Here is a 12,433-nt window from a genome sequence, read left to right as displayed (position 1 = left end):
GTCGCGGCCCGCGACGAGGGCGACGTCGAGCTGCTCGGCGGGCACCGGACCGGGGTGGCCGAGCACGACGACCTGCCCCTGCGGGGGACGCGGCACGATCGCGGGGCCCTTCACCGTGAAGGTGTCGCCGGTGAAGTCGATGTGGTGGAGCCGGTCGCGGTCGAGATACCGGCTGGTGGCCACGGAACGGACGACCGCGTCGTCCTCCCACGAGTCCCACAGCGCGCGTACCGCCTCGACACCGTCACGGGACTCGCGTGCCCGGGCTGCGGCCCCTTCGACGAGGGGGCGGCCCCAGGCACGTGCCGCTTCGGGCCGCGTCTCCTCGCCGACCACCCACCCGGCGCGCCCGACGGAGATGTGGTCGAGGGACGCCAACTGGCTGGAGACATGGAACGGTTCGGCGTACGTGAGGGGGACGACCGGTGCGACACCGGCGACGCTCGTCGACGCGGCGATGAACGCGGCCCGCTCCACCGCGCCGATCCGGCCGACCGTGTCGGGCACGTGACCGGGCGGCAGCGCGCCGTCGTCCAGGGTGAGCAGCGTGAACCCGGCGTTCTCCGCGGCGGCGGCGACACGCGCCACCCGGCGCGGGGTCAGCAGATGGTCGGGAGCGTGGGCGGCGCGGCGCCAGGCCGCGGGATGGGCGCCGTCACCGTCGAGTTCGACGGCGAGGCGCAGGGCGGGGCCGGACATGGGGTTCCTTCCGAGGGCACGACGAGACGGCCGGCCCGCGGGGCCGACGGGGGTCAGGCGCGTGCGGAAGGACAGACGGCGGAGGCGGTACGGCAGTAGTCCACATGCCGCCGGGTGATCAGCCGCGTGCCCGCGCCGGCACCGTGCGGTGCCGCGTCACGTACGCGCATCAGGGCCTCCACCCGTCCAGTGCCTGTCGCTTCAACCTACGTCGTCCGCCCGGGAAGGTGTCAAGCACATTAGTTGTACGCGCATGTGAAACGGGCGCACGTGAACACCCGCGCTGTGCCCCGCCGATGCCTCGGCACCCTTGCCCCAGAGGCGGCCCCCGGCATCGGCTCACCGACGGGTGATGTGGGCGGGCGGAGGGGCCGGAATGAGGCGCGAATCCGGCGACAGCGGCACCTAGCCTGGTTCCGTGCCGCGAATGGACAGAACCCGAACGCACAACGGCGTGCCGGGACATGACAGCGCCCCCACCCGCCTGCGCGCCCTCCGCATCGCCATCACCGCCTTCTTCGCACTCGACGGCTTCGTCTTCGCCGGCTGGGTGGTCAGGATCCCCGCGATCAAGGAACAGACCGGTGCGTCGCCCGGCGCGCTGGGCCTCGCACTGCTGGGCGTGTCCGCCGGGGCGGTGATCACGATGATGCTCACCGGCCGGCTCTGCCGCCGCTTCGGCAGCCACCCGGTGACGGTCGCCTGCGCCGTCCTGCTGTCGCTCGGCGTGGCACTGCCCCCGCTCACCCACTCGGCACTCGCGCTGGGCGCGGTACTGCTGGTCTTCGGCGCGGCCTTCGGCGGGATCAACGTCGCCTTCAACAGCGCCGCCGTGGACCTGGTGGCCGCGCTGGGGCGGCCCGTCATGCCCAGCTTCCACGCCGCGTTCAGCCTCGGCGGCATGCTCGGGGCGGGGCTCGGCGGCCTGGTCGCGGGCTCCCTGTCCCCCACACGCCATCTGCTCGGCATCACCGTGATCGGCCTGCTGGTGACCGCCGTCGCCGCACCCACCCTGCTGCGCCACGAGCCCCCGGCACCCGCGGACCGTACCTCCGAGCAGGACGCCCGCGAGAGAGGCCCCCGCCGCCTCGACGGCCGTACGCGTGGCCTGGTGGTCGTCCTCGGCCTGATCGCCGGGTGCACGGCGTACGGCGAGGGGGCCCTGGCCGACTGGGGCGCCCTGCACCTGGAGGCGGACCTGGACACCTCGCCCGGCGTCGCGGCGATCGGTTACTCGTGTTTCGCGCTCGCCATGACGATCGGCCGGCTCACCGGGACGACCCTCCTCGAACGCCTGGGCAGGACCACGGTGCTCGTGGCCGGTGGCGTGACCGCGACGGTCGGCATGCTGCTCGGCTCCCTCGCCCCCTCCGTGTGGGCGACGCTGCTCGGCTTCGCGGTCACCGGGCTGGGCCTCGCCAACATCTTCCCCGTCGCCATCCAACGCGCCGGCGCGCTGGCGGGGCCCGGCGGTGTGGCCACCGCCTCCACCCTCGGCTATCTCGGCATGCTCCTCGGCCCGCCCGCGATCGGTTTCATGGCCGAATGGATCTCTCTGCCCGCCGCGCTCACAAGCGTCGCGGTACTCGCCGCGTTCGCCTCCGGCATCGCGTTCGCCACCCGTCACTCGGCCGCCGAATGACCACTCACCGTTGTCCCGTGACACCTCGCGGTGCAGGAAGTCAGCCCTCCGAGAACATGAGGCAACCATTCAGTCGTTCGATTCGTATAACTCCCTGGAGGCACTGCGACCCGGCCGGACAGAGGGCGGCCGGAGCGTCACCATCCGGTTTTCCGGATGGTCCCGAACAAGGAGAAACGATGCGACTGTTCGTGCTCAACTACGCTCGCGCCGCTGAGCAGTTGGAGTTCAGCGCTCCGTACACCTACGACTCCGGGCTGCAGTTGAACGTGCTCGCCGACGGGCGGATAGCCGCGCATGACCAGGGTCTTATGCGGGAATTGGGGGCGACGACGTCCACTGCGGGATCGAAGACCCATTTCGACGACTGAACGCGGACCCGCGACGATGACGGTGTTGATCCTCACCTGCGAACAGGATGTGACGGCGGACCTGGTGGTGGCGCAACTCCACAGGACCGGCGTACCGGTGGTCCGGCTCGATCCCGCCGAGCTGCCCGGCGCGGTGGCACTCTCCGGGGAGTACGTGCACGGCTCCTTCCGCGGGCATCTGTCCGCCGGCGGGCGTCTGGTGAGCATGAGCGGGCTGCGGTCCGTCTGGCTGCGCCGGCCCGGCGTTCCGGCCACCCGGGTCGCCGAGCCGTCCCCCTGGCTCACCGAGGAGTCCTCGCAGGCCCTGTACGGCATGCTGCGGGGCACGGACGCGCGGTGGATGAACGACCCGGACGCGGCCCGCAGGGCCCGGCACAAGCCGTGGCAGCTCCGCCACGCCCAGCACTGCGGGCTCCCCGTACCGGCCACGCTGATCACCACGTTCCCGCAGGCCGCCCGTGACTTCGCCGAGCGCTTCCCGGACCTGGTGGTGAAGCCGGTCTCCGGCACCCACCCGCAGGAACCCGCCCGGACGGTCCCCACCAGCCGTATCGCGCCCGGCACCGACTTCACCGCCGTCGCGTTCGGCCCGACGCTGTTGCAGCGCCGGATCGCCAAGACCGCCGACATCCGGCTCACCGTCGTCGGCGACCGGATGCTGGCCGCCCGCAAGGCGGTCGCCCCGGACGCGCACCCCGACGAGGTGGACGTCCGCTTCGCCCCCTCCACCGCGCCCTGGGAACCGGTGGACGTCCCGGAACGCACCGGCACGGCCGTGCGCGCCTACCTCCGCGACGCCGAACTCTCGTACGGGGCCTTCGACTTCGCGGAGGACGCGGACGGGATCTGGTGGTTTCTGGAGTGCAACCAGTCCGGCCAGTTCGGGTTCGTGGAGATGGACACCGGCCAGCCGATCGCCCACAGCGTCGCCGAGTGGCTGGCGCACGAGGAACCGGGGGCGGGAACGCGCCGCGCCGGCCGGATCCGGGCGACGCCCTGACGCCCCGGACCGTCCACCGGTGAACCGAAGCGCCCGCCCCGGCTCGGGCGGGTGCTTCGAGCGCGCTTCATCCGGCAGACTCGCCCCATGGAGACTGCCGAGTACATCAGAGCGCTGGACGAGGAGGGCCGGCTGCTCGCCACGGCCGCCCGGAAGGCCGGTACGGACACCGCGGTGCCGACGTGCCCCGAGTGGCGGGTGCGGGACCTGGTCCGGCACACGGGGGCCGTGCACCGCTGGGCCACGGCCCACCTCGCCGAGGGCCGTTCCACGCCCCACCCCTTCGTCAGCGGCCCGGAGCTGGACGGTGACGCCCTGCTGACCTGGTTCGAGGACGGGCACCGGCGCCTCGTCGACACCCTCCGCTCCGCCCCGGCCGACATGGACTGCTGGACCTTCCTTCCCGCCCCGTCCCCACTGGCCTTCTGGGCGCGCCGCCAGGCCCACGAGACGGCGGTGCACCGTGCCGACGCGGAATCCGCGCTCGGCGGCGAACTCGGCGAACCCTCCGTGGACTTCGCCGTCGACGGCATCGACGAACTGCTGCTCGGCTTCCACGCCCGCGACAGGAGCCGGGTGCGCACCGGGACACCGCGTGTCCTCCAGGTGCGGGCGACCGACACCGGCGCCGTCTGGACCGTACGGCTGTCGTCCGAACCACCCGTGGCAGAACGCGTGGAGGCGTCGCAGGCGAGGGACCCCGACTGCGAGATCGCGGGCCCGGCGCCCCGGCTGTACCTGTCCCTGTGGAACCGGCTGCCCCTCCCTGCCGTCGTGGGCGACGCCTCACTCGCGGAACTGTGGCGGGAGACCTCGGGCATCGACTGAACCGGGCCCGACGGGTGCGCCAACTGCCTTGTCGGGTGGGCCCGCCGCCCCCACACTCGGCTCATGGGGAGACGAACCCAGGCCGAACGGGACGCGATGACCACGGAGATCGGTTTCGCGCTCTTCGCGGGGTCGGTGCCGGCGGGCGCGGCCTACTTCGGTGTGACCGAGTTCCTGCCAAACCTGTTCGGTTCCCTGCGCGGCCGGTGGAGCCTGCTCGGCGCCCTCGCGTTCACCGTGACCGTGGTGGTGTTCGTCGCGGTCGTCACGATCGTGCTGACCCGCTTCCGGCGCGCCACGCGCTCGTTGGGACGGGCTCCCGCAAAACCGGGTCGGCCGGGCCCGGCTCAGCCCAGCCAGCCCGGCCGCACCAACCCCGACTCGTAGGCCAGCACGACGAGTTGGGCGCGGTCGCGGGCACCCAGCTTCACCATCGTGCGGCTCACATGCGTCTTGGCGGTCAACGGGCTGACGACGAGACGGCGGGCGATCTCGTCGTTGGTCAGTCCGATGCCGACAAGGGCCATCACCTCCCGCTCCCGCTCGGTGAGTCCGGCGAGGGAGGCGACGGCCGCCGGTTCCTTGGAACGGGCCGCGAACTCGGAGATCAGCCGCCGCGTCACCCCCGGCGACAGCAGCGCGTCGCCCTCCACCACCGCCCGTACCGCGCGCACCAGTTCGTCCGGCTCGGTGTCCTTGACGAGAAAGCCCGACGCGCCGGACCGGATCGCCTCGAAGACGTACTCGTCGAGCTCGAAGGTGGTCAGCATGACGACCCTGACCTGAGCGAGCCCCGGGTCGTCGGTGATGCGCCGGGTCGCGGCGAGGCCGTCGAGCAGGGGCATACGGATGTCCATCAGGACCACGTCCGGGCGGAGTTCGCGCACCCTGCGCAACGCCTCCTCACCGTCGGCGGCCTCCCCGGTCACCTCGATGTCGGGCTGGGCGTCGAGCAGCGCCTTGAACCCGGCCCTCACCAGAGCCTGGTCGTCGGCCAGCAGTACGCGGATCACCGGTCCTCCTCCACCTCGTGGGACCGTACCGGCAGTACGGCGAGCACCCTGAACCCACCGTCGACGCGCGGGCCCGCCTCGATCGTGCCACCGAGCCCGGCGGCCCGCTCCCGCATCCCGACGAGTCCGTTGCCGCTGCCGCCCACGTCGGTGCCGGTCGCGGGTCCGTCGTCGTCGATCCGCAGCCGCAGCTCACGGCCGTCGTGATCGAGGTCCACGCGCGCGCGGCGCGATCCCGAGTGCCGTACGACGTTGGTGAGTGCCTCCTGGACGATGCGGAACGCGGCGAGATCGGTGCCCGTCGACAGCTCCGGCGCCTCGCCCTCGATCACGACGGTCAGGCCCGCGCCCGCCGCCTGCTCGACGAGTTCGGGGAGGCGGTCGAGCCCCGGGGCCGGGGTGCGCGGGGCGTCGCCGGGCGTCCGGAGGGTGTCGAGGACCTGACGGACCTCGCCCAGGGCCTCCTTGCTCGCGGCCTTGATGGTGGTGAGCGCGGTGCGCGCCTGTTCCGGGTCGGAGTCGAGGAGCGCCAGGCCGACGCCCGCCTGGACGTTGATCACCGAGATGCTGTGGGCGAGGACGTCGTGCAGTTCGCGGGCGATCCGCAGCCGCTCCTCGTCGGCCCGCCGCCGGGCCGCCCGCGCTCGCTCGGCCCGCTCCCGGGCCCACTGCTCGCGCCGGGTCCGGGCCAGCTCCGAGAGCGCGACGATCGCCACGCCCCAGGCCACGACGACGATCTCCTGCCCCCAGCTCGCGGCGTCGTCCCCGCCCGGCGGCAGCCACCGGAACAGCCAGTGCGCCACCAGCACATGCCCCACCCACAGCGCCCCCATCGCCGTCCAGGCGGCCGTGCGGTGCCCGGCGACGATCGCGCTGAAGCAGCCGACGGCGACGGTGAGGAACACCGGCCCGTACGGATATCCGGCCCCCAGATACACCATGGCGGTCGCGGCGGTCCCGAAGGCGACGAGCACCGGCCGCCGCCACCGCCACAGCAGCAGGACGGCGCCCAGGAGCAGCAGGACGCGCGCGAAGGGGTCGAGCGAGGCGCGCTCGCCCTGCTGGAACTCGGCGGCCGCGTTGGAGCTGACCACGACGAAGACGGCGACCACCGCGGTGGAACGCCAAGGCAGGCGCGGGCGTGCGTCGTCGCCGTCCGGCCGGTTCCACCACGGGGGCCCGCCCCCGTACCACCGTCGCCACGGCGGCCCACCTCGCATCGGGAGGCCGCCCGCCTCCGCACCCTGCTCCGCCATGGCTGCCACGCTAGACGCCGCCCACCCGGCACGACGTCACCCGAGCGAGGTGATCACGCGTACTCCCGCCGAAGTACACCCTGCCCGTCCCGGGGAACGTCAGCGCTCCGCCGCCTCGGACTGCGGGAACACCAGACCGACATGGTGGGCGAGTTGGCCCGCCGCGTGCCGGAAGAACACATCCCGGTCCTCGACCACCCGGTTGAACTGCCCGAACACCTCGAAGCTGATCAGCCCGAACAGTTGCGCCCACGCGCCGACCAGCACCGTGATCACCTCCGGCGGGAGGTCGGGCGCGAACTCCTCGGCGATCCGCCGCGCCTCGGGTCGGAGTTCGGCGGGCAGCTTCCACTGGGCCACACCCTTCGCCTGATAGGCGTCGCGCACGATCCGGATCAGCACCTGCCCGCCCCGGGCCGCGGCCGGCAGGGTCGTAGCGGGCGCGGCGTACCCGGGCACGGGCGAACCGTAGATCAACGCGTACTCGTGCGGTCGCGCCAACGCCCACTCCCGCACCCCTTCACACACCGCGACCCACTGCCCCGCCGGGCTCTCCCCGACGGCCTTCGCGTGCGCGGCCTCGGTGGCCTCGCCCAAGGAGTCGTAGGCGTCGATGATCAGCGCGGTCAGCAGGTCGTCGCGGCTCGGGAAGTAGCGGTACAGCGCGGAGGAGACCATGCCGAGCTCGCGCGCCACGGCTCGCAGCGACAGCTTGGCGGCACCCTCGGCGGCGAGCTGTCTGCGCGCCTCGTCCTTGATGGCTGCGGTGACCTCGATCCGGGCGCGGGCGCGGGCTCCTCGTGCTGTGCTCATGTACAGCAGTGTGCCATAGAGGCAGAGCACTGCACACGTTTTAGAGCGGCGCTCACTTATTGGAGCGCCGCATGCGAAGTAGAGCGCGAGTCGCGAATGTGAGCACTGCTCTTGCTTCGGAGCACCGATCTCGTGCACACTGCCCTCAAGCGAGAGCAGTGCTCTCCAAAGTGTTCGCCGCTTCTGAACCCACGGCGAGTCGCTCCACCACTACGGGAGGACCCCCATGTCGTCGTCGCCCCACTACATCAAGGCCAACCCGTTCGACCGGGCGCTCAACGGCTTCATCGGCTGGCTCGCCCGCCGCGGCGTCAGTCTCCTCGGCACGGCCGAGCTCTCGGTGCGTGGGCGCAAGAGCGGCGAGTGGCGTCGACTGCCGGTCAACCCGTTGCCGTACGAGGGCGGCCCCTACCTCGTCTCGGCGCGCGGCCACTCCGAGTGGGTGCGCAACATGCGGGCGGCGGGCGGCGGGCGGCTCCAGGTCGGCCGCCGGGTGCAGGAGTTCACGGCCGTCGAGCTGTCCGACGAGGAGAAGCCCGTCGTCCTGCGCACCTACCTCAAGAAGTGGGGCTGGGAGGTGGGCCGGTTCTTCGGCGACGTCAGCGCCGACTCCACCGACGAGGAGCTGCTCGCCGCCGCGCCGAAGCACCCCGTCTTCCGGATCACCGTCGAGCGGTGACCGGCCGGGGTGCCGGCGGCTGTGCGGGCGCGGCGGTCCAGCGGTGCCGGGCCCGCTCGTCGAACCGCTAGCTCTCCGGGCCTACTTGTCGAACGCGGTCAGCGCGCGCTGCGCGATCGGGTGGCTGCGGACGATCTCGCCCAGAGAGGTCGACCCGCGCGTGATGTCGACGAAGGCCCGCCAGGCGGGCCGGAACCCGGTGAGCGCCGCGTGGAAGAGGCCCGGCCGCCGCTCGAAGGCGACCAGCAGCCGCTTGCCGACGCTCATCTCGACGCCGAGCCCCGCCTTCACGGCGAACGCGTAGTTGAGGGCCTGGCGGCGCGTGTCCACCGCGTCGTGGGCCTCGGCGATCCGCACCGCCCACTCCCCTGCGAGCCGCCCCGACCGCAGCGCGAAGGAGATGCCCTCCCGCGTCCACGGCTCCAGCAGCCCCGCCGCGTCGCCGCAGACCAGTACGCGCCCCCGGGAGAGCGGCGAGTCGTCGGCACGGCAACGCGTCAAGTGCCCGGAGGAGACGCTCGGTTCGAAGCCGGCGAGGCCGAGCCGCCCGATGAAGTCCTCCAGGTACCGCTTGGTGGCGGCGCCCTCACCGCGCGCGGAGATCACGCCGACGGTCAGGGTGTCGCCCTTGGGGAAGACCCACCCGTAACTGCCGGGCATCGGGCCCCAGTCGATGAGGACGCGACCCTTCCAGTCCTCGGCGACGGTCTCCGGAACGGGGATCTCCGCCTCCAGGCCGAGGTCGACCTGTTCGAGCTTCACCCCGACATGTGCCCCTATGCGGCTGGCGCTGCCGTCCGCCCCGACGACGGCCCGCGCGAGCAGCGTCTCGCCGCCCTGCAGAACAACGGCGACCGTCCGCCGGTCCGGCACGGCCGAGCCGTGCTGCTCGACCCGGGTGACCGTGACACCCGTACGCAGTTCGGCGCCCGCCTTCTGGGCGTGCTCGACGAGCTGGTGGTCGAACTCGGGCCGGTTGATCAGGCCGAACAGCATCTGCTTGGACTTGCGCGTCCGGGCGTAACGGCCGTCGAGGGAGAAGGTGACCGCGTGCACCCGGTCCTTGAGGGGCAGCTCGAAGCCGGGCGGCAGCGAGTCGCGCGAGGGACCGATGATGCCGCCGCCGCACGTCTTGTACCGCGGCAGTTCCGCCTTCTCCAGCATCAGGACGCTGCGTCCCGCGACCGCCGCCGCGTAGGCGGCCGAAGCCCCTGCGGGGCCCGCGCCCACCACGACGACGTCCCACACCCGCTGTACGTCGTCCGCCGAAGAGTTCTCGCTGCTCACGATGGTCTACTGCTCCCGATCCAGCCGCCTGCCGCACCTGTCCCACGCATCCTACGGCGGGTGACGCCGAGGACCGCTGTGGCAGGATCGGCAGCGCGTGCGCCCTACACCGACACTCCGGGTAAGCGCGTACGCAGCCGCATACCCCCAAGGACAACGTCGCACCCACGAGGAGCGTGCCCATGCCGTCGAACCAGGTCGCCGAGACCGTCGCCTCGCTGATTCCCCGGGCGAAGGAGGAGCTCACCGAACTGGTGGCCTTCAAGTCGGTGGCGGACTTCGACCAGTACCCGAGGAGCGAGAGCGAGGGCGCCGCGCGCTGGGTCGCCGACGCGCTGCGCGCCGAGGGCTTCCAGGACGTGGCCCTGCTCGACACCCCCGACGGCACCCGGTCCGTGTACGGCTACCTCCCGGGGCCCGAGGGCGCGAAAACCGTCCTGCTCTACGCGCACTACGACGTGCAGCCGCCGCTGGACGAGGCCGCCTGGGTGTCGCCGCCGTTCGAGCTGACCGAGCGCGACGGCCGCTGGTACGGGCGCGGCGCCGCCGACTGCAAGGGCGGCGTGCTCATGCACCTGCTCGCGCTGCGGGCCCTGAAGGCGAACGGCGGGGTGCCCGTCCACATCAAGGTGATCGCCGAGGGCTCCGAGGAGATGGGCACGGGCGGCCTCCAGCAGTACGCCGAGGCGCACCCGGAGCTGCTCGCCGCCGACACCGTCGTCATCGGCGACGCGGGCAACTTCCGCGCCGGCCTGCCGACGGTCACCGCCTCCCTGCGCGGCATGATCCTCCTGCGCGTGCGGATCGACGCCCTCCAAGGCAATCTGCACTCGGGCCAGTTCGGCGGCGCGGCCCCCGACGCGCTGGCCGCGCTGATCCGCGTCCTCGACTCGCTGCGCGCCGCGGACGGCACGACGACCGTCGACGGACTCGCGAGCGACGGGACGTGGGACGGCCTGCAGTACACCGACGCGCAGTTCCGCAAGGACGCCAAGGTGCTGGACGGCGTGGAGCTGGTCGGCGCGGACACGGTCGCCGACCGCATCTGGGCGCGCCCGGCCGCCACCGTGCTCGGCATCGACGCCCCGCCCGTGGTCGGCGCGACCCCGTCGATCCAGGCGAGCGCCCGCGCCCTGATCGGCCTGCGCGTCCCGCCGGGCGTCGATGTCGGGCACGCGGCCAAGCTGCTCGAAGCGCACCTGGTGGCGCACACTCCGTGGGGCGCCCGGGTGAGCTGCGAACCGATCGGCCACGGCCAGGCGTTCCGCGCCGACACCACCAGCCCGGCGTACGAGGCGATGGCCTCGGCCATGGCCGTCGCCTACCCGGGCCAGGAAATGCAGTACGCGGGCCACGGCGGCTCCATCCCGCTCTGCAACACCCTCGCCGCCCTCTACCCCGACGCCGAGATCCTCCTCATCGGCCTCAGCGAACCCGAGGCCCAGATCCACGCGGTCAACGAGAGCGTGTCCCCGGAGGAACTGGAGCGCATGTCGGTGACGGAGGCTCTGTTCCTGCGCAACTACGCGGCGAACTGAGCGAACAATGCAACGCCGGTGCGGTGCCGCGCCCCTCAGGGGCGCGGGGAACTGCGCGAGCGACCACACATCACCCGCAGCCGCCCCACGACCTGCCTGAAACGGCGGCGGCGACCCTCACACCGGCACACCGGCCTCCAAGTACAGCGCAGCGCCCCGCTCCCGCGCCCGCAGGGCCCACCGCAGCCGCTCGAACCGCACCGGCGGCAGCAGATCTGCGGCCTCCTCCTCGGTCACGAACCGCCAGTCACGCAACTCGGGCCCGGGCAGCACGGGCCGCTGCGCCCCGCTGACATCGAGTCGGCCCCCGTCGAAGAGCAGGCGCAGTCCGCCGTACCGGGGCGGCGCGGGCGCCTCCCAGTCCACCACCAGTAGCCGGGGCACATCGTCCAGCCGTATCCCGGTCTCCTCCTGAACCTCACGCACACCCGCCCGCGCCGGCGCCTCCCCGGCCTCCACGACCCCGCCGGGGAACTCCCAGCCGGCCTTGTAGGTCGGATCGACCAGCAGGACCCGGTCGTCCTCGTCGAACAGGAGGACCCCCGCGGCGACCGTCTCGGCGGTCGGCTCGGGGGTCTGCACGATGTCGCACACGGGTACGTCGTCGGCGGCCACGGCGTCGGCGATGCGCCGCGCGGTCTCGTACGGGGTGAGGGCGCCGGTGTCGACGAGGTGGGCATCGGCGGTGAGCCAGCCGCCCAGGGCGGCGCGGTAGGGAGTGATGTGGTCGTACGCCCATTGGCGCATCCGCATCTCGCCGTCGGGGAGGTCGGGCGGTATCTCCCGCCCGGCTATTCGCTCCCGCAGTATCGTTTCGGCCGGGGCCAGGAGCAGATGCCGTACGGGTATGCGGCGGGAGGCGAGGCCGCCGAAGATCTCGTCGCGGTACTCCTGGCGGAGCAGGGTCATGGGGACCACGAGGGTGCCGCCCAGCTCGGCGAGCAGGGCGGCGGCGGTGTCGACCACGAGCCGTCGCCAGCTCGGCAGGTCCTGGAAGTCGCCGACCTCGGCGAGGCGTTTGGCCGGCAGCAGATGCGTCAGTGTGCCGCCGATGACCTCGGGGTCGAAGAGCGTGCTGTTCGGGATCAGTTCGATCAGTTCCCGTGCGGTGGTGGTCTTCCCCGCACCGAACGCACCGTTGATCCAGACGATCACGGTTCCCCCTCTTCTGTTGACCCCCTGAGGCTTGCCCTCCACTCCGCCACGGAAACCAGCCGCTGATGAGGAGCCGAAATACGCGGGCGGCCAGGTGCTGCCCGAGCAGGACGGCGCGCTGCGTGTCATGGGGCTGCCGCTCCCCCGCATCA

Annotated in this window: 13 protein-coding genes; 7 read left to right on the top strand and 6 right to left on the bottom strand. The window is 72.6% G+C overall.

The genetic code is table 11. The annotated features are described in order from the left end of the window. The coding region (locus tag AWZ10_RS27370; RefSeq protein WP_159058352.1) for an LLM class flavin-dependent oxidoreductase at positions 1 to 699 on the bottom strand (699 nt) is incomplete at its 3' end. A gap of 427 nt (positions 700 to 1,126) precedes the next feature. On the opposite strand from AWZ10_RS27370, the gene AWZ10_RS27365 reads away from it, so the two are divergent. The 5 genes from AWZ10_RS27365 to AWZ10_RS27345 all read left to right on the top strand — a co-directional run bounded on the left by AWZ10_RS27365 (position 1,127) and on the right by AWZ10_RS27345 (position 4,927). Continuing rightward, the gene (locus AWZ10_RS27365) at positions 1,127 to 2,341 is read left to right on the top strand and encodes an MFS transporter (RefSeq protein ID WP_408997598.1); all 1,215 of its coding nucleotides are present in this window, start codon (positions 1,127 to 1,129) and stop codon (positions 2,339 to 2,341) included. A gap of 179 nt (positions 2,342 to 2,520) precedes the next feature. After that, positions 2,521 to 2,712, top strand: a complete 192-nt coding sequence (gene tgmA / locus AWZ10_RS27360; protein ID WP_013005676.1) for a putative ATP-grasp-modified RiPP — start codon at positions 2,521 to 2,523, stop codon at positions 2,710 to 2,712. Positions 2,713 to 2,728: 16 nt separating this feature from the next. Beyond that, positions 2,729 to 3,712: an ATP-grasp ribosomal peptide maturase gene (gene tgmB / locus AWZ10_RS27355; protein ID WP_046703243.1), complete on the top strand. Its 984-nt coding sequence runs from the start codon at positions 2,729 to 2,731 to the stop codon at positions 3,710 to 3,712. A gap of 87 nt (positions 3,713 to 3,799) precedes the next feature. Further along, entirely contained in the window at positions 3,800 to 4,540 is a 741-nt protein-coding gene (locus AWZ10_RS27350; RefSeq protein ID WP_060892299.1) for a maleylpyruvate isomerase family mycothiol-dependent enzyme, read from the top strand. A gap of 63 nt (positions 4,541 to 4,603) precedes the next feature. Beyond that, positions 4,604 to 4,927 carry a DUF6332 family protein gene (locus tag AWZ10_RS27345; protein WP_046703245.1) on the top strand — a complete coding sequence of 108 codons (324 nt, stop codon included), beginning with the start codon at positions 4,604 to 4,606 and terminating at the stop codon, positions 4,925 to 4,927. Here AWZ10_RS27345 and AWZ10_RS27340 read toward each other — a convergent pair. From AWZ10_RS27340 to AWZ10_RS27330, 3 genes are all read right to left on the bottom strand, one after another. After that, positions 4,888 to 5,553, bottom strand: coding sequence for a response regulator transcription factor (locus tag AWZ10_RS27340; RefSeq protein WP_046703246.1), 666 nt, complete (start codon positions 5,551 to 5,553; stop codon positions 4,888 to 4,890). The genes AWZ10_RS27345 and AWZ10_RS27340 overlap by 40 nt on opposite strands. Next, complete coding sequence (locus AWZ10_RS27335) at positions 5,550 to 6,809, bottom strand: sensor histidine kinase (RefSeq protein WP_079104454.1); 1,260 nt, start codon at positions 6,807 to 6,809, stop codon at positions 5,550 to 5,552. Before AWZ10_RS27335 ends, AWZ10_RS27340 begins: the two co-directional genes overlap by 4 nt. A 99-nt stretch (positions 6,810 to 6,908) precedes the next feature. Next, entirely contained in the window at positions 6,909 to 7,622 is a 714-nt protein-coding gene (locus AWZ10_RS27330; protein WP_046703257.1) for a TetR/AcrR family transcriptional regulator, read from the bottom strand. A gap of 226 nt (positions 7,623 to 7,848) precedes the next feature. Here AWZ10_RS27330 and AWZ10_RS27325 point away from each other — a divergent pair, with 226 nt between their 5' ends. Then, a complete protein-coding gene (locus tag AWZ10_RS27325) occupies positions 7,849 to 8,301 on the top strand; it encodes a nitroreductase family deazaflavin-dependent oxidoreductase (RefSeq protein ID WP_046703247.1) in 453 nt (150 codons plus the stop codon). 81 nt (positions 8,302 to 8,382) lie between these two features. Here AWZ10_RS27325 and AWZ10_RS27320 read toward each other — a convergent pair whose 3' ends face one another. After that, positions 8,383 to 9,588 carry a geranylgeranyl reductase family protein gene (locus AWZ10_RS27320; protein ID WP_046703248.1) on the bottom strand — a complete coding sequence of 402 codons (1,206 nt, stop codon included), beginning with the start codon at positions 9,586 to 9,588 and terminating at the stop codon, positions 8,383 to 8,385. A 182-nt stretch (positions 9,589 to 9,770) separates the two neighbouring features. Here AWZ10_RS27320 and AWZ10_RS27315 point away from each other — a divergent pair, with 182 nt between their 5' ends. Beyond that, entirely contained in the window at positions 9,771 to 11,126 is a 1,356-nt protein-coding gene (locus AWZ10_RS27315) for a dipeptidase (RefSeq protein WP_060892298.1), read from the top strand. A 117-nt stretch (positions 11,127 to 11,243) separates the two neighbouring features. Here AWZ10_RS27315 and AWZ10_RS27310 read toward each other — a convergent pair whose 3' ends face one another. Further along, positions 11,244 to 12,281, bottom strand: coding sequence for an NUDIX hydrolase (locus AWZ10_RS27310; RefSeq protein ID WP_046703250.1), 1,038 nt, complete (start codon positions 12,279 to 12,281; stop codon positions 11,244 to 11,246). Between the last annotated feature and the right edge of the window lie 152 nt (positions 12,282 to 12,433).

Origin of the sequence: Streptomyces europaeiscabiei, assembly GCF_001550375.1 — a bacterium.
GTDB lineage: Bacteria > Actinomycetota > Actinomycetes > Streptomycetales > Streptomycetaceae > Streptomyces > Streptomyces europaeiscabiei.
Note: the sequence above shows the minus strand (reverse complement) of the source record. Positions and strands in the feature narration are given on the sequence as shown.